Source organism: Sphingobium rhizovicinum (assembly GCF_042647625.1).
GTDB classification, from domain to species: Bacteria; Pseudomonadota; Alphaproteobacteria; order Sphingomonadales; family Sphingomonadaceae; genus Sphingobium; species Sphingobium rhizovicinum.
Genome location: NZ_JBHRVU010000006.1, coordinates 2,501 through 24,892, shown reverse-complemented (window position 1 = coordinate 24,892; position 22,392 = coordinate 2,501). Strand labels below are relative to the sequence as shown.

Below are 22,392 nucleotides of genomic sequence, written 5' to 3'. Positions count from 1 at the left end.
TCGTCGCGAGCGGCTTTGCGACCGGCGCGGGGTTGAAGATCGTCGACAGTCGGACGCGCAAAGCCGCAGTTCTTGGTTCAGAAATGAGGCCGATCAGGTCGGCGCGCGACCGCTTTATCCCATTGTGGAGACATCTCCCGATCCGGCGCTGTTCACCGCGCGGGGACTGAGCCTGCGGGTCACGGCGCCAGGACAGGCCGTTTGCTGGTGGTCAATCATGGCGGGCGCGAGGCGATCGAGATATTTGCTGTCGATTATCGCGATACCCGTAAACAACCGGCGCTGCGCTGGCAGGGATGCCTGGCCATGCCGGCCGGGCATGTCGCCAACAGTGTCGCATCCTATAGCGACGGCACGGTGATCGCGACAGTGCTGACCCGACCGGGAACCAGCATCACCGATTTCGTGCGCGGCCAGCCGACCGGCGGCGTTTATGAACGCGCGCGCCGGCGAACCGGCTTTCCGCTTGCTGCCGGGCACGGAACTGCCGGGCAATAACGGACTGGAAACGGCGAAGGACGACAGCGTTCTATGTCATCGCCTTTGGCCGGCGCGAGGTCGTCGTCGCTATGCGCGGCACGACACGCGCCAGCCGCTATGGCACGCGCAGGCCCTGAATTCATGCCAGACAATATCCATTGGGATGGCGACCGGCTGCTGCTGGCTGGAATGGTGCGCGACGAGCCAGCCTGCGGCGGGGTGCGGCAGATCGTCCATGGCGTGGCCGACGGCATGACCTGTCATCGCGGCTGGGCAGTGGCGCAACTGGACCCGGCGAGGCAGTCCTTCTCGCTGGTCGCCTATGGCCCGCCTGATCGACCTTCAACGGCGTATCGGCGGCGGTGATCGTGGGCCGCGACCTGTGGCTTGGCTCCTATCAGGCCGATCGCATCGCCGTGCGCGCGCTGCCCTGAATTTTATCTTTCATTGCATGTACCAGTTCGTACATTTTGCTTGCCGCGCGATCTGAACCGGCGTAAAGGTGATTCTGCAAGATCGGGAGCGTCATCCCGGCACGCAGCGGGAGGATCAGGCCGGTCATGGGCCAGCGTTTCATTCATATTCTCAACGGTCCCAATCTGGACCTGCTGGGCGTGCGCGAACCGGATATTTACGGCCGCCAAACCCTGGCCGATGTCGAGACCGCCTGCCTGCGCGAACTGGATGGATCGGGCGTCGGCCTGATATTCCGCCAGACCAATGCCGAACATGAGATGGTCGAGTGGCTGCATCAGGCGCGAGTCGGCGCCTTTGGCGTCGTCATCAACCCGGCCGCCTTCTCCTATGCCGGCTATCCTGTGCTGGACGCGCTCAAAATGTGCGATTGCCCGATCATCGAAGTGCATATCTCCAACATTCACAAACGCGACGAGGAATGGCGGTCCCGGTCGATCATGAGCCGGTCGGTCACGGCCATGCTGTCGGGCATGGGCATTGACGGCTATGCGCTGGCGGTGCGCCATCTGCTCCAGATTGATGAACGGAAAGCAGCATGAGAGCGTCGACGCAATTGCTGAAGCCCACAAGGCGCGGCTGGGCGTACTGGCGCTGATCAGCGTCGCTACCCTGCTCAATTACATGGACCGCGCAGTGATGGGCGTGGCCGCGCCGTCGCTGACCGCAGAACTGAAGATTTCGCCCGAAATGATGGGCTTCATCTTTTCCGCTTTTTCCTGGACCTATGCCGCGTCGCAGATACCCGGCGGGCTGCTGCTCGATCGGCTTGGCACGCGCATCACCTACGCCGGATCGCTGATCCTCTGGTCTTTCTTCACCCTGCTCCACGGCATAGCCGGAAATGTGGCAATGTTGTTCGGCTTCCGCCTGGCGCTGGGGGTGGCGGAAGCACCTTGCTACCCGTGCAACAGCCGCATTCTCAGCAGTTGGTTCCCGCAGGATGAACGTGCGCGGGCCAATTCGGTCTATGCCGTGGGGCAATATGCGGGGCTGGCCTTTTTCGCGCCAGTGCTGTTCTGGGTGGTGGGCAGCTTTGGCTGGCGCGCCCTGTTCCTGATTGCCGGCGCGCTGGGCATGGCGTTTGGCCTGCTGATGTACGCCCGTTATCGCGATCCGAGCGACAGCAGCCGCATCAACGCCGCCGAACTGGAGCATATCCGCGCCGGCGGCGGGCTGACCGCGACGAAGCAGGACGCGAAAATCCCCTTTTCCTGGGCGAATGTCCGCAAGCTGATGGGCAAGCGCCAGATATTGGGCGCGTCGATCGGCCAGTTTTGCGGCAATTCGACTTTGGTCTTTTTCCTGACCTGGTTCCCGACCTATCTGGCGACCGAGCGGGGCATGGACTGGCTGAAATCGGGCACCTTCGCCGTGCTGCCCTATATTGCGGCGTCGGCCGGCGTGCTGCTGGGCGGGCAGGTTTCCGACCTGCTGATCCGCCGCACCGGATCCGCCAATATCGGCCGAAAGCTGCCGATCGTCGCCGGGCTGCTGCTGGCATCGACCATCGTCGCCGCCAATTATGTGACGAGCAACACGCTGGTCATCGCCATCATGTCGATCGCCTTTTTCGGTCAGGGCATGGTCAATCTGGGCTGGACGCTGATTTCCGACGTGGCGCCGCGCCAATATGTCGGCCTGACCGGCGGCGTGTTCAATCTGTGCGCCAATCTGGCAGGCATCGTCACGCCGATCGTGGTCGGGGTGATCGTGGGGCAGACCGGCTCTTTCTATGGCGCGCTGGCCTTCATCGGTGTGCTCGCCCTGATCGGGGCCGCCGCCTATGTCTTCATCGTGGGGGATGTTCCGGGTGGAGATGGATTGAAGGGCCGTCCACGCATCGGTGTAAATGATAATGTACGAACTAGTTAGTAATAATAATGGGAGGATAGGATGAAGTCAGGTTTTCATATGCAGCTTCGCATCGGCGGGTCGCTGGCCGCGATGGCGCTGAGCGCCTGCGTCAGTCCGGTCTGGGCGCAGGATCAGGCCGAGCCTGCGGCCGCCCTGGCGCCGCAGGCGACCGATGCCGCAGCGGACCAGCCGTCCACGGCCGACATCGTCGTTACCGGATCGCTGATCGCGCGGCCGAACAATGTCGCCGTCAGCCCCATCGTCACCGTATCGGATGAGCTGGTGCAGCAGAGCGGGCAGATCACGCTGGAAGATTCGCTGAACCAGCTGCCCGGCTTCACTCCGTCGGGCAATGCCGGCACCGGCGGCCAGGGTGCGGGCGGGCGCGCCACGCTGAACCTGCGCGGCCTTGGCTCCAACCGCAATCTCGTGCTGCTGGACGGTCGCCGTCTGCCGCTGTCGGACATTAACGGCAATGTCGACATCAATATCTTGCCGGAATCGATCATCGGATCGGTCGACGTCATCACCGGCGGCGCATCGGCCATCTATGGGTCCGACGCCATGTCGGGCGTGGTCAATTTCAAGACCGACAAATATTTCGACGGCGTGCGCGCCGACATCCAGAATGGCAACAGCTTTCGCGGCGATTATGGCAAGTTCAACGCATCGCTGGCGCTGGGCACCAAATTTGCCGACGATCGCGGCCGGTTGATGCTGGCGCTGAGCTATGGCCAGCGCGATCCGCTGTCGGGTTCGCAGCGCAGCTTCTTTGACGACAAGGTGCCGTCTTCCTTCATCGGCACCGGCGCCTTCGTGCCCAATGCGCTGAACCTGCCGAGCCAGGCGGCGCTCAATGGCGTGTTCGCCCAATATGGCGTCACCAATCCGATCAACCGGACGCTGAATCTGGGCTTCAACAATGACGGCACCCTGTTCGTGCAGACCGGCGCGATCAATTACAAGGGGCCAACGACCGACGCCTATGCCGTGGTCGGCGGCAATGTGCGCATGCCGGTGGGGCCACAGCTTCAGATATTGAACGCCTTCGAACGCAAATCCGCCTTTGCCAAGGGTGAGTTCGATCTGACGGAGACGCTGACCGCCTATGGCCAGTTCCTCTATGTCGATTCGACCGTCACCACCGAAGCGGGCGGCAGCCTGACGCAGTTCGCGCCCTTCACCACCATCCCCGTCACCAATCCCTTCATACCCAACGACCTGCGCACGTTGCTGGCGTCGCGCGCCGATCCGAGCGCCCCGTTCCGCTGGAGCGCGCGCTATGTCGGCATCGGCGACAAAGGATGGGACGAAAATTACCGGGTCCAGCAGTATCTGGGCGGCCTGAAGGGCACGATCGGCGGATCATGGAAGTTCGACGGCTTCGTTTCCTATGACGAGACGGTCCATAATCAGTCGATGTTCAACGCGGTGCTGAAATCCCGCGTGCAGACGCTGCTGAATGCGGCGGATGGCGGCGCATCCCTATGCGCCGGCGGCTTCAATCCGTTCGGCATCACCAATGCGACCAGCCTGTCGCAGGCATGCCAGGATTATATGACCGCCACCGTCAACAGCCGCGAGCGGCTGACCCAGACGCAGGTGCAGGGACAGGTGAATGGCCCGCTGTTCAACCTGCCCGCCGGGCCGGTGCAACTGGCGCTGCTCGCCGGTTATCGCAAGAACACGTATAAATATGATCCCAGCCCCGATCTGGTGTCCAATAATGTGGAATCGGTGGTCGGCTCCAACCCGGCACAGGGCCAGATCAGCGTCAAGGAATTTGCCGCGCAGATCGACGTGCCCTTGCTGTCGGACACGCCCTTCTTCCATGAGTTGGGCGTTGGCGCAGCCTTCCGCTATTCCGACTATAACACCACCGGCAGCGTGAAAAGCTATGAGTTCGATGCGCGCTGGCAGCCGGTAGACGCGCTGTTGATCCGGGGTTCTTACCAGCGGGCCGTGCGCGCGCCCAATATCGGCGAGCTATTCTCCCCCGTCACCGGATCGCAGCTGGCGATCGGCACGCCGCCCGCCGCGATCGGCGACCCGTGCGACGTCCGCTCCACCGCCCGGACCGGCGCCAATGGCGCGCAGGTGCGTGACCTCTGTCTGGCGCAGGGCATTCCGGCCGCCGCGATCGACGCCTATCAGTTCGCGACCACCGCGACCGGCGGCAATATTCAGGGCAACAGCGCCCTGACCCCGGAAAAGGCCAACACCTTCAATGTCGGCTTCGTGCTCAATCCGAAATTTTCCTCACCCTGGCTGTCGGGATTCTCTTTCTCGGTCGACTATTACAACATCAAGATCCGCAACGTCATTTCGACCATCAACGGCCTGACCGTGCTGGCCAAATGCTATAATCTGGACGGGTCGAACAGCAGCTATTCCAATGGCAACGAATTTTGCCAGCTGATCCAGCGCGATCCGACCGGTCAACTCGTGGCGATCGCCCAGCCTTACCTGAACCTCGGCGCGCTCGACACCGATGGCGTCGATGTGCAGGTCAACTGGTCGCTGCGCCTGTCCGAAGCGGGCATCGGCGATGGATCGGGCAAGATTTATGCGTCTTCGGCGATCGGCTGGCTGAACCATTATAAGGTCCAGACCCTGCCGGGACAGGCATCGCAGGATTTCGTCGGCACCAGCACGCCGGGCCGGCCCCTGCCCAAGTGGAAGGCGCTGACGACGGTGGGCTACAGCTCCGATATGTTCGGCATCGGCCTGCGCTGGCGCTATCAGGGCAAGCTGCGCGACATCAGCGCGGTGACGTCTCCGGCGGCGGAACAGGTGGGGGTGAAGCCCTATAATCTGTTCGATGTCTTCTCGACGCTGGACGTTACGAAGAATGTCCAGTTCCGCGCCGGCATCACCAATCTGTTCGACAAGGGCATTCCCTTCGTCGCCAGTTCCCAGAACGGCACCGACGCCGGCACCTACGACATGGTCGGACGGTCCTTCTACGTCGGCGCGAAATTCAACTTCTGATCTCCCCCTGCCGCCTCCTCCCCTGCGGGCGGAGGCGGCTCTTCTCTTCTTGGATGGCCCGATCTTGACCCAGTTTCGCTACCTCACCGGCCTTATCGGACGCGACATTCAGGCGTCGCTGTCGCCCATGCTGCATGAAAGCGAAGGCGATGCGCAGGGGCTGCGGCTGGTCTATCGCCTGTTCGATCTGGCGGCGGACGGCATGGATGCGGGCGATCTGCCCCGCCTGCTCGACGCGGTGCAGCTGGCGGGGTTCGCCGGGGTCAATGTCACCCACCCCTATAAGCAGGCGGTGATCGCGCATCTGGACGACCTGTCGCCGCAGGCGGCGCAGATCGGGTCGGTCAATACGGTGGTGTTCCAGCATGGCCGGCGGATCGGCCATAATACCGATATTCAAGGCTTCGCGGAAAATCTCCGCGCGGGTCTGCCTTCCGGGTCGCGTTTCGGAAAGGTCGTACAGATGGGCGGTGGCGGTGCAGGCGCCGCCACCGCCCACGCCCTGATGGGCATGTATGTCGGCACGCTGACTTTGTTCGATCCCAATGGCGCGCGGGCGGCCGAACTGTGCGCGGCTCTGTGCGCCCTGCATGGCGACGGGCGCGCGGTGGTGGGGCAGGATCTGACCGCCGCGCTGGCCGATGCCGACGGCGTGGTCAATGCGACGCCGCTGGGCATGGCGGGCTATCCCGGATCGGCCATTCCGCAAGACCTGCTGCGGCCCGACTTCTGGGTGACGGACATCGTCTATTTCCCGCTGGAAACGCAATTGCTGCGTGAGGCGAAGGCGGCGGGCTGCGTCACGCTGGATGGCAGCGGCATGACCGTGCATCAGGCCGCAGGCGCGTTCGAACATTTCACCGGGCGCAAGGCGGACGCCGCGCGCATGGCCGCCAATTTCCACGCGGCGCTGACAGGAGGCACCCGCCGATGACTTTCGGGATCGCGACCGTATCGCTGAGCGGCACGCTGGAGGAAAAGCTGCGCGCGGCGGCGGCCGCCGGCTTCGACGGGGTCGAGATTTTCGAAAATGACCTGATCGCGTCGCCATTGTCCCCGCGCGAGGTGCGGGCGATGATGGACGATCTGGGCCTTGGCTGCATGCTGTACCAGCCGTTCCGCGATTTCGAAGGCATGCCGGGCGCGATGCGGCAGCGGGCGCTGGACCGGGCGGAGGCGAAGTTCGACCTGATGGGCGACCTCGGCGCGGACCGCATCCTCGTCTGCTCCAACTGTTCGCCCCATGCGCTGGGCGAGCGCAACCGCATCGTCGCCGACTTGCAGGAACTGGGCGAGCGGGCGGGCAAGCGCAGCATCATCGTGGGCTATGAGGCGCTGGCCTGGGGCCGGCATGTGTTCGACCATCGCGACGCATGGGCGATCGTGGAAGCGGTCGACCATCCCCATATCGGCATCATCCTCGACAGTTTCCATTCGCTCTCGCGCGGCATCCCCAGCGAGAGCATCCAGGCGATCCCCGGAGACAAGATCGCCTTCGTCCAGTTGGCCGACGCCCCAAGGCTGGAGATGGACCTGCTCTACTGGAGCCGGCATTTCCGCAATTTTCCGGGACAAGGCGGCCTGCCCGTGGCGGACTATGTCGCGGAGATCATCCGCACTGGCTATGATGGCCCCTTGTCGCTGGAGATTTTCAACGATCGGTTCCGCGGCTGGTCGCCCGACCTGATCGCCGCCGACGGGCTGCGGTCGCTGCGCCATGTGGAGGATGCGGCGGAGCGACTGCTGGGCCGCACGCCCGCCGTGCCGGCCCCGCCCGCCGCGGTGCGCCCGGAATTCGTCGAGTTCGCCGTCAATGCGCAGGATGCGCCCGCGCTGGAGCAGATGTTCGGATCGCTGGGCTTTGCCCGGACGGGCGTGCACCGGACCAAGGCTGTCACCCGCTGGCAGGCGGGATCGGTCAATCTGGTGATCAACGCCCAGCCGGACAGTTTCGGTCAGGGGTTCGAGCGGGCGCATGGCCCGTCCATCTGCGCAGTGGGGCTGGCCGTGCCGGATCGCGACGCGGTCGCGGCGCGCGCCGCCTTCCTCGACATCGGGCAGGTGGATCAGGCGGAGGCACCGGGCAATCTGTCGGTGCCGGCGCTGCGCGGGATCGGCGGCAGCCTGATCTACCTGATCGGCGAGGAGGAGATCCCCGCCGTGTGGGATACGGAATTCGAACCGACCGGCGCTGCGGTCGATCCCCACCCGCTGACCATCGACCATCTGGCTGCCGTGGTGCGGATCGATGAATATCTGTCCTGGCAGCTTTACTGGCGGGCGCTGTTCGGGCTGGAGCAGAGCCTCCAGTCGGACGTCATCGACCCGTCCGGTCTGGTGCTGAGCCAGCCGCTGCGGTCGGCCGACGGCGCGCTGCGCCTGACGCTCAACGCATCCGATGCGGCGGGCACGCTGTCTTCCCGCTTCGTCGGGCATAATTTCGGCGGCGGTTATCAGCATATCGCCTTCGCCAGCGACGATCTGACCGCGACCGCCCACAGGATCGCCGAAAAGGGGGCGGACATATTGCCGATCGGCGGCAATTATTATGCCGATCTGGCGGCGCGCTTCGGGCTGGACGGGGCGACGCGCACGCAATTGCGCGACGCCCATATCCTCTATGATGCGGACGATGCCGGCGACTATCGCCAGCTCTACAGCCGGGCTTTCCAGAAACGCTTCTTCTTCGAATTTGTCGAGCGGCGCGGCTATGAAGGTTATGGCGCACCCAATGCCGGGGTGCGCCTGGCCAGCCAGGAGCGGTTCAGGACGGCATGAGCAGCGCGGCCCTGCGCCGGGCCAACTGATCGTCAAACACCGGGTTGGACAGGAGGAAGCCGATTTCCCCTGCCCGTTCCTGATGGATCGTCTCATCGGGCATCGACGCCAGTATCGCGTCGAACCGGGTGCGCATGCCGTCTGCAAATTCAGGATGAGTCAGAATATAGAGGTCGTTGGCGCGAATGCCGGCCAGCACCCGCTCCCCCACCTCGTCCGCGCTCATCCAAAGCGGAGAGACGGGCCGCTTTTCCAGATCATCCTCTCGCTGCTTATAACCGCTGTCGCTGCGATAGGCGGCCGGGCGCAGTTCGCCGCTATGGGCGATATGGCTTTGCACGGGGCCGGGCATGAAGGCGGACACGCCGATATTCTCCGCCGTCAGTTCACCCCGGATCGCTTCGGACAGGCCCAGGATCGCGGCCTTGGCGGCAGTGTAAATGGCCGAATAATTGACCGGGATCAGCGCAGACTGGGACGAGGTGGTGACGATCTGCCCCCCCTGCCCATGCGCCTTGATCCGGGGCAGCAGGGTGACGAGGCCGTTGATTACGCCGCCCAGATTGACGCCCAGCCCCCAGTCCCAGTCATCATAGCGTGCATCCAGCACCGGCCCCATCACACCGATGCCGGCATTGCCGATCAGCATATGGATGGGACCAAAACGCGCCTCCGCCATATCGGCCGCGCGGGCGAAGCCGGCGCGATCGGTGACGTCCAGCTGCACGGTTTCCACCTGCGCATCGGCACCAAGATCCGCCTTTGCCTGCGCCAGCGATTCCGGGCGAATATCGGCGATCACCACATTGGCGCCCGCCCGCACCAGCGCGCGCGATATGCCAAGGCCGATGCCATTCGCTCCGCCGGTGATGAAAGCTGTCTTCCCCGCCACATCCGCCATCGGCGCCTTTGCCAATTGTGTCATCCCATCCTCTCCCTATTGCTTCAGGCCCAGCATGGCCCGCGTTTCCCCGGCGCTGGCGATGTCGCCGCCCATCCGGTCGACCATTTCCACCGCCCAGCGCACCATGTCCGCATTGTTCGCCGCCATCTGGCCGCGCCGAAGGTAAATCGTATCTTCAAACCCCACCCGGATATTGCCGCCAAGCAGCATCGATTGCGCAGCCATCGGCATGCTGTGGCGACTGACGCCAAAGCCGGTGAAACGCGCGCCGCGGGGGATCTGGTTCCTGGCGTAGAGCATGGCTTCGGATGTTGCAGGCAGGCCATATTTAGTGCCCAGAACGAAAGTGAAGGGCACATGTTTGGGGATCGCGCCCTTGGCCATCAGATCGTCGGCGAAGACGAAATCCCCGGCCTCGAAACATTCGATTTCCGGCAATACCCCGGCATCCTGGATCATATGGCCCATTTTCGTGATCATCGGGTCCAGGTTGATCGCCACCCCGCCCCATAGCTGCATCGTACAAATGTCGAGCGTGCACATGTCGGGCCGCAGGTCGAGAATATGTTCCAGCCGCCGTTCGGCCGTGAACATCAGTGTGCCGGGACCGCAGACGGCCGGGTCTTCATCCCCCTGCATCCAGGTGCAGCCCGGCCCGGTGGTGACGTTGAGGATGACTTCGTTGTTCTTTGCCCGGATGAGGCCGACGACCTCCCGATAATCCTCCAGCGCCTGCGAGGGATCGCCCGTTTCCCGGTCGCGTACATGAACATGGATGATCGATGCGCCGGCCTCCGCCGCCGCCAGCGCTTCGGCCGCCACATGATCCGGGCGGAAGGGGAAATCGGGGTGTGTCGGCATCGGTGAACTTCCCGTCACCGCGCAGGTCACAAATAGCTTGCCAGCCAATATCGCTCTCCTGTCTAGTCTCGGCTATGTTGCCGACCGCAGACCAAGCGGTCTTGCAGAGGAGACGGCCCGCAAGAAGGCCGCTGGATGTCCCATCATTGCGAGTAACTGGATAAGGCATGGCACAAAGGGAAGAATTGTCGCGGTTCCTGAAAGCCGCACGCGCGAAGCTCGCCCCGTCAGAAGTTGGATTGCCGGCCGGCGAACGCCGCCGCACGCGCGGATTGCGGCGCGAGGAAGTGGCGACGCTCGCGGGGATGAGCGTCACCTGGTACACATGGTTCGAACAGGGGCGCGAGGTGCAATTGTCCGCGCCGATGCTGGAGCGGTTGAGCCGGACGCTGCGCCTGACGCCCAATGAGCGCGAATTTCTGTTCGCGCTGGCGCAGCATCGTCCGCCGCCGCTGGCCCGCCGCGCCGACGAGACGATCCATGCCGGCACCCAGCATCTGATGGACGCCCTGTCCATTCCCGCGCTGGTGATCGTGGAGGATTGGACCGTGATCGGCTGGAACCGCCTCGTCGGCCGAGCCTTCCGCGATTACAGCCAATTGCCGCGCGAGGAGCGCAATCTGTTCCGCATCCTGATGCTGCATCCGCGCTATCGCGCCGATCCGGACAAGTTTCAGGATATGTGCCGGCGGCTGATCGCCCGCTTCAAATGGGATTATAGCCGCACAGCCCAGCCGGAGGTGTTCGAAGGGATCATCGCCGACATGATGGAGCAGTCCGAATTCTTCCAGCGATATTGGCAGGATTCGGAGATCATGGCCCATTTCGAGGATACGAATATCGCCGACATGCCGGGGGTGGGCGAAATCATGTTCCGCCACACCAGCTATGCGATCGAAGAGGCGCCGGGCCAGCGGCTGTTGCTGTTCGCGCCGCTGGACGATGTCAGCGCGCAGCGACTGGCGCAACTGATGGCGGAAACGGAGGCGCCGGTGCTGGCCTGAAACCCGCCCGGCGTTTACGATCAGTTCGTCTCGCGCTTCAGTCGGTCGGCCAGCGCTTCAATTTCTTCCGGCTCCAGCAGCCAGGTGCGGGTCTTGCGCCCTTCGCGGTGGACCGGCTGGGTCAGCAGCACGCGCGCCTGCGCCTTTGCATGCGGCTTATAGAGGCCGAAATGAACGGCGCAATCGCGGATCGTGCCAATCAGCGGAGCCTTGCCGTCTAGGTCGATCATGGTCGCGGGCTGATCCCAAGGGATGCCGGCGACGCCGGGATGTTTCTGTTCCATGGGCGGGGGACACCATGCCCCGGCGCGGAAATCAAGACCTAAGCGATTTGCCGGGAAATCGCGCCGTCAAAAACTATCGCAGCAGCGCCATCAGGATCGGATCGCGGGTCGCGGCGGGATCGCGCCGGATTTCCGCCTCCTCCCGCCCGATCGCGCGGAAGATCGCGTCGCCAATCTGGCCCGAAACATTGTCGGCGATCGCCGCATAATCCTTGCCGCCGGTGGCGGACAGCGCGGCCGAAAGCATTTCGAACATGTCCGATCGCAACGCGCGCGATGCGCCGGGCAACAGCGCCTCGACCACCGAACCACGCGCTTCGCGGGCCAGCAGGTCGGTCGCCGCCGTCGGTCCGCCGCGCAACACGGATATGGCGTCGGCCAAAGTCATGCGATGCACCGCGTCCATCACGACCGGCGCGGCATGGTCGGCCAGGTCGACCGCCACGTCATTCAGGGCCATCGCCACCCGGTTGCGCACGGCGTTGGTGCGCAACAGCGCGGACAGCACCGCGCCGCCTTTACCGCCGCCCAGATCGGGAGGGGCGATGCGGGTCAGCTGGTCATCATAGAAGCCGCCCGGTTCGGTCAGCCGGGCAAAGGCGCGCTGGCTCGACAATTCCAGCAGCCGGCGCACCGCATCCTCGACCGTATAGCGGCCCATCGGCGTGGCGCAGGCCGCCAGCGGCAGCAGCGCCAGCGTCGCGATCAGGCTGCGCCGGTCGGAAAGACCCAATGATTGCTCCATGACGCATCTCCCTTATTGCAGGCGATGCTATGGCGCGGATAGGCTTGCCGGGCGGTGAACATATATCAGGACGGAAACAATGCCCGTACCGAATCCGGCACTCGCTCGGCGCGCAATCCGGCGGGTCGACTTGCGTCGGGCGCGGTCCAGACCCGTTTTTCGGTGCATTCCACGCATAATTCGCCATCCAGCGACAGCCGATGGGCGACGGTGAAGCTGCTATTGCCGAAGGATGGCGCATCCGCCTCCACCAGCACATCGTCGCCATAGGCGGTGGGGATGAAGAAGCGGGCGGACACATCGACCATCGGGAAGCCGGCAAAGGGCATGGTCGCCAGCATCTGGCGCTTCTTGGGCAGGCCCGCCTGTTCGAACAGCAGCATCGTGCTTTCGCCGAAAATGTCGAAATAGCGGGGCGCATGAACGATGCCGGCGGGGTCGCAATGGCCCCATTCGATGCGAACGATCCGCTGGAGGAAGGCGCTCACGCGAGAATGGTCTTTCCCTGTTTCGTGGTCTTCTCCGCCATCTCTTCGGGCGTGGGCGGCGTGGGGACAAGAAGCCCGCGCTGCACCGCGGGCCGCGCTGAAATTCTTTCGAACCAGCGCTGAAGGTGAGGGAAACCGCCCATGTCGACACCGGCCCAGTCATGGCCGCGTATCCAGGGAAAGCAGGCCATATCGGCGATCGAATAGTCGCCTACCAGATAGTCGTAATCGGCAAGCCGCGCGTCCATGACGCCGAACAGGCGCTGGCTTTCGCGAACATAGCGATCGATCACCGATGGCAATTTCTCGTCGAAATAGCGGGTGAAGACGGTCGCCTGCCCCATCATGGGGCCAAGGCTGGACATCTGCCACATCACCCACTGGATCACCCGGCTGCGATCCTGCGCGTCGGTGGGGATGAACCGCCCGAATTTTTCCGCCAGATAGAGCAGGATCGCGCCGGATTCGAAGATAGCAAAATCGCCCGCATCATGATCCACCAGCGTCGGTATGCGGCCATTGGGATTGAGCGCGACATACCAGTCCTGTTTCTGCACCCGGTCGGTCAGGGATATAGGCGTCACCTGATAGGGCACGCCCAGTTCCTCCAGCAGGATCGCGACTTTCCAGCCATTGGGCGTTTCCGACGTCAGCAGTTCCAGCATCTTCCTCTCCAAATGTCTTTCCCCATCCAGAGCAAAGGCTTGTCCCCGCTGCAAGACGAGTGGCGGCGCTATCATTGAAACTGACAGGTTAAGGTGCCGGGTAGTGGCACTGATAGTATCGACAGAGGACTTGCGACCCGCCGGAGCGCCAGCCACTTTCCCGTCCGAAGGCGCCCAAGACGCCATAACCACAAGGTGAGGATGAACCAGCGCATGTTGACGCTCTACAGCTTCGGTCCGGCCGCCAATTCGTTGAAACCCCTGCTGGCTTTGTATGAAAAGGGGCTGGAATTCACCCCCCGCTTTGTCGATCCGACCCGGTTCGAACATCATGAGGACTGGTTCAAGGCGATCAATCCGCGCGGGCAGGTGCCAGCGCTGGACCATGACGGGCATATCATCACCGAATCGACCGTGATCTGCGAATATCTGGAAGATGCCTTCCCGGATGCCCCGCGCCTGCGCCCGGCCGATCCGGTGCAGATCGCCGAGATGCGGGTCTGGACCAAATGGGTGGACGAATATTTCTGCTGGTGCGTGTCGACCATCGGTTGGGAACGGATGATCGGCCCGATGGCGCGCAAGCTGTCAGACGCCGAATTCGAGGAAAAGCTGAAGCATATCCCGGTCCCGGAGCAGCAGGCCAAATGGCGCAGCGCCCGTGCCGGCTTCCCGCAGGCGGTGCTGGACGAGGAAATGCGCAAGATTGGCGTGTCGATCGACCGGCTGGAACAGCGGCTGTCGCAAAGCGAATGGCTGGCAGGCGAAGACTATACGCTGGCCGACATCTGCAACTTCGCGATCGCGAACGGGATGCAGTTTGGCTATGCCGACATCGTCAACAAGACGGCGACGCCGCATCTGGTCGCCTGGATCGAGCGGATCAATGCCCGCCCCGCCACGCAGGCGATGTTCGCCAGGTCGCAGAGCGAAATGCCGCCCCGCCCGGCCGCGACGGCAGCCTGATCCATGGGCTGGCAGGACGAACCGCCCGCCGGGCAGCTGCGCATGTACCATATCCCCGGATGCCCCTTTTCCGAGCGGATCGAGTTGCTGCTCGATCTGAAGGGCCTGCACGGCATCATGGCCGATCATGAGATCGACATATCGCAGCCCCGGCCCGACTGGCTGCTCGCCAAGACGCGGGGGACCACGGCGCTGCCCGCGCTGGAACTGGAAAATGGCGAGACGCTGAAGGAGAGCATGGTCATCATGCGCTATTTCGAGGATCGCTTTCCCGATCCGCCGGTGGCGCGGCAAGACCCCTATGAACATGCGGTCGAGGCGATGCTGTGCGCGACCGACGGGCAATATACCGGGGCGGGCTATCGCATGATCCTGAACCGCGACCCGGCGAAGCGCGAAGAGCACAAGGCCGAGATCGACGCCCAATATGCGCGGCTGGACGCGTTTCTGCGCCATTATGCGCCGGACGGGGATTTTCTGTTCGACCGGTTCGGCTGGGCGGAGGTCGCCTTCACGCCGATGTTCAAACGGCTGTGGTTCCTCGATTATTATGAAGCCTATCAGATCCCCCAGCATCTGACCCGGCTGCTGCGCTGGCGTGACGCCTGTCTGGCCCATCCGGTGGCCCAGCGGCATCACGGCCATCGCGAGCTGATGACGCTCTATTATGATTATAGTCAGGGTGGCGGCAACGGGCGCCTGCCCGAAGGCCGCACCATCTCCAGCTTCACGCTCGATCCGCCCTGGGACAGCCGCCCCCTGCCGCCGCGCGACAAATGGGGCACGCCCGCCTCCGACGCCGAACTCGGCCTTCTTCCCGCATAAGGACATTCATCATGCCCAACACGCTTCAGCATTATATCGATGGCCAGTGGGTCGACAGCCAGGGCGGCCGGACCATCGCCGTCATCAATCCCGCGACCGACCAGAGCGCCGCCGACCTGATATTGGGCACGGCCGCAGATGTGGACGCCGCCGTGATCGCCGCGCGCCGGGCGTTCGAGACATTCTCGCTGACCAGCCGCGAAGAGCGCGTCGCGCTGCTGGAGCGCATCATCGGTGAATATCAGAAGCGCGTGCCCGACATCGCCCGCGCCATCGCCACCGAAATGGGCTGTCCCATCTCCATCGCCCAGACGGCGCAGGCGGGATCGGGCCTTGGCCATCTGGGACAGGCGCTGGCGGCGCTGAAAAATTACGAGTTCAGCGAGAAGATCGGCGATAATCGCGTGGTGCGCGAGCCGATCGGCGTGGTGGCGCTGATCACGCCATGGAACTGGCCGATGAACCAGATCGTCGCCAAGGTCGGCCCGGCGCTGGCGGCGGGTTGCACCATGATCCTCAAGCCCTCCGAAGAGGCGCCTAGCTGCGCCGCGATCTTCGCCGAAATACTGGGGGCGGCGGGCGTGCCGGCCGGTGTCTTCAACCTGGTACAGGGGGATGGCGAAGGCGTGGGCACCGCGCTGGCCAAGCATCCCGATATCGACATGGTGAGTTTCACCGGATCGACCCGCGCGGGCATCATGGTGGCGAAAAATGCCGCCGATACAGTGAAGCGCGTCGCGCAGGAACTGGGCGGCAAGTCGCCCAACATCATCCTGGAAGGGACGCCGCTGGACCTGGCGCTGCCGGGTGGCGTGGGCGGCGTGCTGCTCAACAGTGGACAAAGTTGCGTGGCCCCCACCCGCATGCTGGTCCACCGCTCCCAGCATGACGAAGCGGCGCAGAAGGTCGGCGCGCTGTTCGCTGCCAAGAAGGTCGGCGACCCGCAGGCGGAGGGCGATCATATCGGCCCGGTCGTCAGCCAACGGCAATGGGACCGGATTCAGGGCCTGATCCAGACCGGCATTGACGAAGGCGCCACGCTCGTCACCGGCGGCACCGGGCGGCCCGAGGGGCTGGAGGCGGGCAGCTATGTGCAGCCGACCGTCTTTGCCAATGTGACGCCGGACATGACGATCGCAAAGGAGGAGATTTTCGGCCCCGTGCTGGTCCTGATGCCCTATGATGACGATGAGGATGCGATCCGCATCGCCAATGACACGCCCTATGGTCTGGGCGCCTATGTTGCGGGCGACCCGGCCCGTGCCCGCAAGTTCGTCAGCCGGATTCGGGCTGGCGCCGTGTTCGTCAATGCCGGCGGGCTTGCCTTCGACATGCCCTTTGGCGGGTATAAACAATCGGGCAATGGCCGGGAATTCGGCAAGTTCGGGCTGGAGGAATTTCTGGAGGTCAAGTCGGTGATCGGCGCGCTGCCCGAAGAGGTGGCGTGATGGCGACGCTGGCCAGAACCGAGGATATTGAGGACAGCGCGCGGCAGGCACCCGCGCTGATCCGCTATCTCGACGAAGGCGATTTCGTCACGCGGCGCTATGTGTCGCAGGGGGTGGAGATCAACACCGGCACCTATAGCGACCATCGCATGTTGGTGCGCGACGGGATGCCGATCCGCGATCATTTCGAATTCGACACCCATGGCTTCATGCTGGGCCGACATCGCAGCGCGATCCGCAATTTCTTCGACAAGGAGGAGGTCGATCGCCTCTATCTGCGCGAATGCGAGGCGGCGATACAGGCGCTCACCGCTGCGTCCTGCGTGTCGGCGGGCGGGTGGATGATCCGCACATCGGCCGACCTGACCGCGCGGGCGCAGGAGAAGGTAGAAAATTATCGCCATGAAGGCGGCATCCAGCCGCCAGCCGGCGAAGCGCATGTCGATTATAATGAGATTACCGGACGGCGCGCGGCGGAGCGGGCCTATGCCGCCGCTTTCCCCGATGGGCCGGGTTATAGACGGTCTGTCTGCGTCAGCTGGAGACCCGCAAAAACCGGGTAATTTCGGCCTGGCTTGACAGACGTCGAGGCTTCGGAGCGCACGAACGGCATCGTTCGGACCGATTTCCACGATGCCTAGCGTTGATTTCGCCGGTTTGGCTGGCTTGCAGACAGAGTCAGCCCCTGCATTCCCGGCGTTCGTGGAAAATCAGGCGGTTGAAGTTGTAGGCCAAGTTGCAAAGCGTCAGTTTTGCCTCAGCGCGGGCGAGGCCGATGGTGCGGATGAACAGGTTGAACCGGTTCTTCTGATGGGCGAAGACATGTTCGACATGGGCCCGGATCGAGGATTTGGCTGCATTGGCCCGCGAGGTGGCCTTCGACATCGGCTTGCCCATAGGTTTGCGCCGATGAATGCGGGACGTGAGCATCTGATCCGACAACCACTTCTCGTTGCGCCTGGAGCGATAGGCACTGTCTGCCCAGACCTCGGAACTGGTATTGTCCGTGCTGACGACCTGCCGGAGAAGACGCCCGTCCGCCGCTGACGCCGAAGTCACCGCCATGCCTCGGATGAAGCCGAAGCGTCGATCGATGCTGATGTGGGATTTGTAGCCGAAGACCGGCAGGGCGATCATGGGGAGCGGCGTTCCATCCGCTCGATACCGAACTTTCCCGCCGATCTTGAGGGTCCAGCGCGCGTCGGTATCCTTCTGTGCTGCCTTGTTCGGCTCGTTCGGCCAGATATCTCTGGCGCTCTTGCCCGACTTGATCGCTTCGCGTTCGCCCTCGGTGTTCCGCTGTCTTGGTGCAGGCACCAGCGAGGCGTCCACGAGTTGCCCGGACATTGGAATGTAGCCCTTCTTCTGGAGTTGCCAGTCAAAGGCCTTCATCACCCGCTTGAGCGTTCCCGTCTCGGTCAGGCGATTGCGAAAATGCCGGATCGTGTTCTCATCCGGCGTGCGGTCCCCAAGCGACAGTCCCAGAAACCGCAGCCAACTCAGCCGATCGCGGATCATGAACTCCATCCGGGCGTCTGACAGATTATGCTGCGCCTGCAGGATCAGGGCCTTGAACATCATCACCGGATCGAAGGGTGGGCGTCCGCCTTTGGCTCCATCGCCATAACCAAGCCCTTCGACCAGCCACGCTCGGAAATACTCGAAATCCACCGTCTCCTGCAAAACCTCAAGCGGATCGCCCTCCTTGCTCAATGCCTCAAGGTGATCGCTCAAACTGAACAGGGACTTGGGATCCATGGCTGGCCTCCGTGATCGCGCGCCCTCAATGAATCATCATAGCCGTCCAAACACTACCGGTTTTTGCGGGTCTCCAGCTTCTGGCGCACCTTCTCACCCGGCCCGCAGGACTGGCCGCTCGCGCTGTGCGACGGGCGCACCGTGTCGGACGAGGAAGCGACGTCCAACACCTTGTTCGTGGTGGATGAATTGCCGACCGGCGAGGCGCTGACCGTGCCGGTCGATGGCGAGGATCAGATGATCGCCGCTTCCATCTTCCGCCATCGCGACCGGCATCGCTGGTGGTATTTTTCGAACATGGCGGCGGACGATGTGCTGCTGTTCAAATTTCAGGACAGCGATCATGATGTAACGTGGCGCTGCCCGCATACAGCCTTCCATGATCGCAGCTTGCCGGACACGCGCATCCGTTAGAGCATCGAAGTCCGAGCCGTCGCCTTTTTCGAATAGGGGAAGATGCTCGCGCATAATGCAAATAGGGCGGCTTTCCTGAAGAAAGCCGCCCTGTTTGGGAGATTGCGAATGGGTTTTGTGTTTAATGCGCGAGCTATAATGCCTGGCGACGCCCTACTCTTCCGGGGCTTGAGCCACAGTACCATTGGCGCAGTCAGGTTTCACGGCCGAGTTCGGGAAGGGATCGGGTGGGTCACTGACGCTATGGTCACCAAGCAATATAGCTTGCGCATTGTTTTTTGATCGATGTTATCCGTGCATATCTGGTGAGAATAAGACCGTATGATCAACATGGTCCTGGGTATCAGGGTTGTTGTTGATGGTGGGACTCATTGGTTCGTAATGAACCGTTTAAGCGTGAACAGAGCAATTAGGATCGGTTAGCTTCATGCGTTACCGCACTTCCACATCCGACCTATCAACGTCGTGGTCTACGACGGCTCGATGAAATCTTATCTTGAGGGAGGCTTCCCGCTTAGATGCTTTCAGCGGTTATCCCGTCCATACATAGCTACCCAGCTGCGCCCTTGGCAGGACGACTGGTACACCAGAGGTATGTTCAACCCGGTCCTCTCGTACTAGGGTCAACTCCTCTCAAATTTCGACGCCCACGGCAGATAGGGACCAAACTGTCTCGCGACGTTCTGAACCCAGCTCACGTACCACTTTAATTGGCGAACAGCCAAACCCTTGGGACCTGCTCCAGCCCCAGGATGTGATGAGCCGACATCGAGGTGCCAAACGATTCCGTCGATATGAGCTCTTGGGAATCATCAGCCTGTTATCCCCGGCGTACCTTTTATCCGTTGAGCGATGGCCCTTCCACGAGGGACCACCGGATCACTATGACCGACTTTCGTCTCTGCTCGACTTGTCAGTCTCGCAGTCAGGCGGGCTTATGCCATTGCACTCTAACAGACGGTTTCCAACCGTCCTGAGCCCACCATCGCGCGCCTCCGTTACTCTTTAGGAGGCGACCGCCCCAGTCAAACTACCCGCCACAGAGGGTCCCTGCACCGGATAACGGTGCGAGGTTAGACATCAGAAAACAACAGGGTGGTATTTCACCTATGGCTCCACATCAACTGGCGTCAATGCTTCAAAGCCTCCCACCTATGCTACACAGTTCTTTCCTAATGCCACTCTGAAGCTGCAGTAAAGGTGCACGGGGTCTTTCCGTCTAACCGCGGGTACTCCGCATCTTCACGGAGAATTCAATTTCGCTGAGCATATCCTGGAGACAGTGGGGAAGTCGTTACGCCATTCGTGCAGGTCGGAACTTACCCGACAAGGAATTTCGCTACCTTAGGACCGTTATAGTTACGGCCGCCGTTTACCTGGGCTTCAATTCAGAGCTTGCACTCCTCCTCTTAACCTTCAGGCACCGGGCAGGCGTCAGGCCCTATACGTCGTCTTGAAGCCGACTTAGCAGAGCCCTGTGTTTTTGCTAAACAGTCGCTACCCCCTGGCCTGTGCCCCCCATCAAAAGTTGCCTTAAGATGGGGCCTCCTTCTTCCGAAGGTACGGAGGCAATTTGCCGAGTTCCTTCAGGATACTTCTCTCAAACGCCTTGGTATACTCTACCATTCCACCTGTGTCGGTTTAGGGTACGGTCTATACGGTGGGGCTATTTCCTGGGACAACTTCCCTGCCCGGACCAATCCAATAAGGCCGAACAAGTTACGCCATCCGTCACACACCACCAGGCCCACGAATATTAACGTGGTTCCCATCGACTACCCCCTTCGGGCTCGTCTTAGGGGCCGGCTTACCCTGCTCAGATTAGCTTTAAGCAGGAACCCTTGGAATTTCGGCGACAGTGCATCTCACACTGTTAATCGCTACTCATGTCTGCATTCGCACTTCCGATACCTCCACGGTCGGTTACCCTTCCGCTTCAACGGCCTACGGAACGCTCCGCTACCGCTCAGTCAAAGACTGAACCCTAAGCTTCGGTGCACGTCTTGAGCCCCGTTACATCTTCGCCGCAGGATCTCTTATTTAGACCAGTGAGCTGTTACGCTTTCTTTAAAGGATGGCTGCTTCTAAGCCAACCTCCTGGTTGTTTTGGAAATCCCACATGCTTTCCCACTTAGACGTGACTTGGGGACCTTAGCTGTAGGTTAGGGCTGTTTCCCTTTTGACGACGGACCTTAGCACCCGCCGTCTGTCTGCCGGACTAGACTCGTTGGTATTCGGAGTTTGGTTAGAATTGGTAGATCTCGCGACCCCCGCATCCATCCAGTGCTCTACCCCCAACGGCAAATATCCGACGCTCTACCTCAATAGATTTCGCGGAGAACCAGCTATTTCCCGGCTTGATTGGCCTTTCACCCCTAAGCACAACTCATCCGATAATTTTTCAACATTAAACGGTTCGGTCCTCCAGTGCGTGTTACCGCACCTTCAACCTGGTCATGCATAGATCGCCGGGTTTCGGGTCTAATGCATCATACTCAATCGCCCTATTCAGACTCGCTTTCGCTGCGCCTACACCTAACGGCTTAAGCTTGCATGATACACTAAGTCACAGACCCATTATGCAAGAGGTACGCGGTCAGGTCTCAAGGACCCTCCCACTGCTTGTAGGCATCCGGTTTCAGGTACTGTTTCACTCCCCTCATCGGGGTGCTTTTCACCTTTCCCTCACGGTACTGGTTCGCTATCGGTCATGTACGAGTATTTAGGCTTGGAGGGTGGTCCCCCCATGTTCAGACAGAGTTTCACGTGCTCCGCCCTACTCAAGTCCTGAATGGTAATTTTCGCATACGGGGCTGTCACCCGCTATGGCCCTACTTTCCAGAAGGTTCTGCTAACTTCCATCCAGGCACTGGCCTGGTCCGCGTTCGCTCGCCACTACTAACGGAATCTCGGTTGATGTCTTTTCCTCCGGGTACTGAGATGTTTCAGTTCTCCGGGTTCGCCTCACCAAAGCCTATTTTATTCAGCTTAGTGATACCTCTCCCATTTAACGCTCGACCAGCATTACTGCTGGGCAAACCTTAAATGGTGAAGGTGGGTTGTCCCATTCGGAAATCGCGGGATCAAAGCTTGCTCACAGCTCCCCCACGCTTATCGCAGCGTGCCACGTCCTTCATCGCCTGTACATGCCAAGGCATTCACCAGATGCCCTTACCTCACGCTTGAGAGTCCACACCACCAACAACAACCCTGATTGCTCAGAGCCCTGTCGATCGCGCGGTTATTAAACTCAGCCAGATATTTAAGTGTCGACAACGCTTCGATCCTTGCGCGCCCGCCTTGCGGCAACCGCCAAAAACCGAACCATGTCGCCACGGCATCGATTAAAAAACCCATTCACAATGTCAAAGAGGCCCGCAGCGCGAGCCATATCACCGACCTAAGTCGGCAAACCGCTACTCTTCATCTCTGGAAATATCTAAACCGCGT

21 protein-coding genes and 2 rRNA genes are annotated in these 22,392 nt (G+C 61.9%); 13 read left to right on the top strand and 10 right to left on the bottom strand.

All coding sequences use genetic code 11. The features are described from left to right. Positions 1-201: 201 nt before the first annotated feature. Complete coding sequence (locus tag ACFOKF_RS25370; protein WP_380799367.1) at positions 202-498, top strand: hypothetical protein; 297 nt, start codon at positions 202-204, stop codon at positions 496-498. A gap of 123 nt (positions 499-621) precedes the next feature. Continuing rightward, the gene (locus tag ACFOKF_RS25365; protein ID WP_380799366.1) at positions 622-846 is read left to right on the top strand and encodes a hypothetical protein; all 225 of its coding nucleotides are present in this window, start codon (positions 622-624) and stop codon (positions 844-846) included. 31 nt (positions 847-877) lie between these two features. Here ACFOKF_RS25365 and ACFOKF_RS25360 read toward each other — a convergent pair whose 3' ends face one another. Next, positions 878-1,042, bottom strand: coding sequence for a hypothetical protein (locus tag ACFOKF_RS25360; RefSeq protein ID WP_380797931.1), 165 nt, complete (start codon positions 1,040-1,042; stop codon positions 878-880). Here ACFOKF_RS25360 and ACFOKF_RS25355 point away from each other — a divergent pair. The 5 genes from ACFOKF_RS25355 to ACFOKF_RS25335 all read left to right on the top strand — a co-directional run bounded on the left by ACFOKF_RS25355 (position 1,041) and on the right by ACFOKF_RS25335 (position 8,580). Next, positions 1,041-1,496, top strand: a complete 456-nt coding sequence (locus ACFOKF_RS25355) for a type II 3-dehydroquinate dehydratase (protein WP_380797929.1) — start codon at positions 1,041-1,043, stop codon at positions 1,494-1,496. The genes ACFOKF_RS25360 and ACFOKF_RS25355 overlap by 2 nt on opposite strands. After that, positions 1,477-2,829 carry an MFS transporter gene (locus ACFOKF_RS25350; RefSeq protein ID WP_380799365.1) on the top strand — a complete coding sequence of 451 codons (1,353 nt, stop codon included), beginning with the start codon at positions 1,477-1,479 and terminating at the stop codon, positions 2,827-2,829. The genes ACFOKF_RS25355 and ACFOKF_RS25350 overlap by 20 nt, the downstream gene beginning before the upstream one ends. A gap of 21 nt (positions 2,830-2,850) precedes the next feature. Then, positions 2,851-5,802, top strand: coding sequence for a TonB-dependent receptor domain-containing protein (locus ACFOKF_RS25345; RefSeq protein WP_380797926.1), 2,952 nt, complete (start codon positions 2,851-2,853; stop codon positions 5,800-5,802). A 64-nt stretch (positions 5,803-5,866) separates the two neighbouring features. Continuing rightward, positions 5,867-6,736, top strand: coding sequence for a shikimate dehydrogenase (locus tag ACFOKF_RS25340; RefSeq protein WP_380797924.1), 870 nt, complete (start codon positions 5,867-5,869; stop codon positions 6,734-6,736). After that, positions 6,733-8,580 carry a bifunctional sugar phosphate isomerase/epimerase/4-hydroxyphenylpyruvate dioxygenase family protein gene (locus tag ACFOKF_RS25335; protein WP_380797921.1) on the top strand — a complete coding sequence of 616 codons (1,848 nt, stop codon included), beginning with the start codon at positions 6,733-6,735 and terminating at the stop codon, positions 8,578-8,580. The genes ACFOKF_RS25340 and ACFOKF_RS25335 overlap by 4 nt, the downstream gene beginning before the upstream one ends. On the opposite strand, the gene ACFOKF_RS25330 is transcribed toward ACFOKF_RS25335, so the two are convergent. Further along, positions 8,567-9,505, bottom strand: a complete 939-nt coding sequence (locus tag ACFOKF_RS25330) for an SDR family NAD(P)-dependent oxidoreductase (protein WP_380799364.1) — start codon at positions 9,503-9,505, stop codon at positions 8,567-8,569. The two genes, ACFOKF_RS25335 and ACFOKF_RS25330, sit on opposite strands and share 14 nt — an antisense overlap. Before the next feature lie 12 nt (positions 9,506-9,517). Continuing rightward, positions 9,518-10,375 carry a BKACE family enzyme gene (locus ACFOKF_RS25325; protein ID WP_380799368.1) on the bottom strand — a complete coding sequence of 286 codons (858 nt, stop codon included), beginning with the start codon at positions 10,373-10,375 and terminating at the stop codon, positions 9,518-9,520. 137 nt (positions 10,376-10,512) lie between these two features. Between ACFOKF_RS25325 and ACFOKF_RS25320 the strand changes: the two genes are divergently transcribed. Further along, entirely contained in the window at positions 10,513-11,349 is an 837-nt protein-coding gene (locus ACFOKF_RS25320; RefSeq protein WP_380797920.1) for a helix-turn-helix transcriptional regulator, read from the top strand. 20 nt (positions 11,350-11,369) lie between these two features. Here the strand turns inward: ACFOKF_RS25320 and ACFOKF_RS25315 are convergent, their stop codons facing one another. From ACFOKF_RS25315 to ACFOKF_RS25300, 4 genes are all read right to left on the bottom strand, one after another. Then, positions 11,370-11,633, bottom strand: a complete 264-nt coding sequence (locus tag ACFOKF_RS25315; RefSeq protein ID WP_380797918.1) for a hypothetical protein — start codon at positions 11,631-11,633, stop codon at positions 11,370-11,372. Positions 11,634-11,706: 73 nt separating this feature from the next. Beyond that, entirely contained in the window at positions 11,707-12,378 is a 672-nt protein-coding gene (locus ACFOKF_RS25310; RefSeq protein ID WP_380797917.1) for a DUF4197 domain-containing protein, read from the bottom strand. 65 nt (positions 12,379-12,443) lie between these two features. Then, complete coding sequence (locus tag ACFOKF_RS25305) at positions 12,444-12,866, bottom strand: acyl-CoA thioesterase (protein WP_380797916.1); 423 nt, start codon at positions 12,864-12,866, stop codon at positions 12,444-12,446. Continuing rightward, a complete protein-coding gene (locus tag ACFOKF_RS25300) occupies positions 12,863-13,531 on the bottom strand; it encodes a glutathione S-transferase family protein (protein ID WP_380797915.1) in 669 nt (222 codons plus the stop codon). The genes ACFOKF_RS25305 and ACFOKF_RS25300 overlap by 4 nt, the downstream gene beginning before the upstream one ends. 201 nt (positions 13,532-13,732) lie before the next feature. Here ACFOKF_RS25300 and ACFOKF_RS25295 point away from each other — a divergent pair, with 201 nt between their 5' ends. From ACFOKF_RS25295 to ACFOKF_RS25280, 4 genes are read left to right on the top strand one after another with little or no spacing between them, the layout of a single operon-like run. Then, entirely contained in the window at positions 13,733-14,497 is a 765-nt protein-coding gene (locus ACFOKF_RS25295) for a glutathione S-transferase family protein (RefSeq protein ID WP_380799294.1), read from the top strand. 3 nt (positions 14,498-14,500) lie between these two features. Beyond that, a complete protein-coding gene (locus tag ACFOKF_RS25290; protein ID WP_380799293.1) occupies positions 14,501-15,322 on the top strand; it encodes a glutathione S-transferase family protein in 822 nt (273 codons plus the stop codon). Positions 15,323-15,333: 11 nt separating this feature from the next. Then, on the top strand, positions 15,334-16,770 hold the full coding sequence (locus ACFOKF_RS25285) for an aldehyde dehydrogenase family protein (RefSeq protein ID WP_380799292.1): 1,437 nt from the start codon (positions 15,334-15,336) through the stop codon (positions 16,768-16,770). Continuing rightward, entirely contained in the window at positions 16,770-17,333 is a 564-nt protein-coding gene (locus ACFOKF_RS25280; protein ID WP_380799361.1) for a CmcJ/NvfI family oxidoreductase, read from the top strand. Before ACFOKF_RS25285 ends, ACFOKF_RS25280 begins: the two co-directional genes overlap by 1 nt. Before the next feature lie 115 nt (positions 17,334-17,448). Here the strand turns inward: ACFOKF_RS25280 and ACFOKF_RS25275 are convergent, their stop codons facing one another. Further along, complete coding sequence (locus ACFOKF_RS25275) at positions 17,449-18,528, bottom strand: IS5/IS1182 family transposase (RefSeq protein WP_021233694.1); 1,080 nt, start codon at positions 18,526-18,528, stop codon at positions 17,449-17,451. Between the two features lie 63 nt (positions 18,529-18,591). Here ACFOKF_RS25275 and ACFOKF_RS25270 point away from each other — a divergent pair, with 63 nt between their 5' ends. Next, entirely contained in the window at positions 18,592-18,942 is a 351-nt protein-coding gene (locus ACFOKF_RS25270; RefSeq protein WP_380797909.1) for a CmcJ/NvfI family oxidoreductase, read from the top strand. Positions 18,943-19,082: 140 nt separating this feature from the next. Here ACFOKF_RS25270 and rrf read toward each other — a convergent pair. Continuing rightward, positions 19,083-19,197 (bottom strand): 5S ribosomal RNA (gene rrf, locus ACFOKF_RS25265). A 135-nt stretch (positions 19,198-19,332) separates the two neighbouring features. Further along, a 23S ribosomal RNA gene (locus ACFOKF_RS25260) occupies positions 19,333-22,126 on the bottom strand. Between the last annotated feature and the right edge of the window lie 266 nt (positions 22,127-22,392).

Excerpts from the sequence above, each read along its gene's own strand:
- ACFOKF_RS25365 (WP_380799366.1), top strand. The coding sequence starts at position 622 with ATGCCAGACAATATCCATTGGGATGGCGACCGGCTGCTGCTGGCTGGA.
- ACFOKF_RS25355 (WP_380797929.1), top strand. The coding sequence starts at position 1,041 with ATGGGCCAGCGTTTCATTCATATTCTCAACGGTCCCAATCTGGACCTG.
- ACFOKF_RS25360 (WP_380797931.1), bottom strand. The coding sequence starts at position 1,042 with ATGACCGGCCTGATCCTCCCGCTGCGTGCCGGGATGACGCTCCCGATC.
- ACFOKF_RS25350 (WP_380799365.1), top strand. The coding sequence starts at position 1,477 with ATGAACGGAAAGCAGCATGAGAGCGTCGACGCAATTGCTGAAGCCCAC.
- ACFOKF_RS25345 (WP_380797926.1), top strand. The coding sequence starts at position 2,851 with ATGAAGTCAGGTTTTCATATGCAGCTTCGCATCGGCGGGTCGCTGGCC.
- ACFOKF_RS25335 (WP_380797921.1), top strand. The coding sequence starts at position 6,733 with ATGACTTTCGGGATCGCGACCGTATCGCTGAGCGGCACGCTGGAGGAA.
- ACFOKF_RS25330 (WP_380799364.1), bottom strand. The coding sequence starts at position 9,505 with ATGACACAATTGGCAAAGGCGCCGATGGCGGATGTGGCGGGGAAGACA.
- ACFOKF_RS25320 (WP_380797920.1), top strand. The coding sequence starts at position 10,513 with ATGGCACAAAGGGAAGAATTGTCGCGGTTCCTGAAAGCCGCACGCGCG.
- ACFOKF_RS25315 (WP_380797918.1), bottom strand. The coding sequence starts at position 11,633 with ATGGAACAGAAACATCCCGGCGTCGCCGGCATCCCTTGGGATCAGCCC.
- ACFOKF_RS25310 (WP_380797917.1), bottom strand. The coding sequence starts at position 12,378 with ATGGAGCAATCATTGGGTCTTTCCGACCGGCGCAGCCTGATCGCGACG.
- ACFOKF_RS25300 (WP_380797915.1), bottom strand. The coding sequence starts at position 13,531 with ATGCTGGAACTGCTGACGTCGGAAACGCCCAATGGCTGGAAAGTCGCG.
- ACFOKF_RS25295 (WP_380799294.1), top strand. The coding sequence starts at position 13,733 with ATGAACCAGCGCATGTTGACGCTCTACAGCTTCGGTCCGGCCGCCAAT.
- ACFOKF_RS25290 (WP_380799293.1), top strand. The coding sequence starts at position 14,501 with ATGGGCTGGCAGGACGAACCGCCCGCCGGGCAGCTGCGCATGTACCAT.
- ACFOKF_RS25285 (WP_380799292.1), top strand. The coding sequence starts at position 15,334 with ATGCCCAACACGCTTCAGCATTATATCGATGGCCAGTGGGTCGACAGC.
- ACFOKF_RS25280 (WP_380799361.1), top strand. The coding sequence starts at position 16,770 with ATGGCGACGCTGGCCAGAACCGAGGATATTGAGGACAGCGCGCGGCAG.
- ACFOKF_RS25275 (WP_021233694.1), bottom strand. The coding sequence starts at position 18,528 with ATGGATCCCAAGTCCCTGTTCAGTTTGAGCGATCACCTTGAGGCATTG.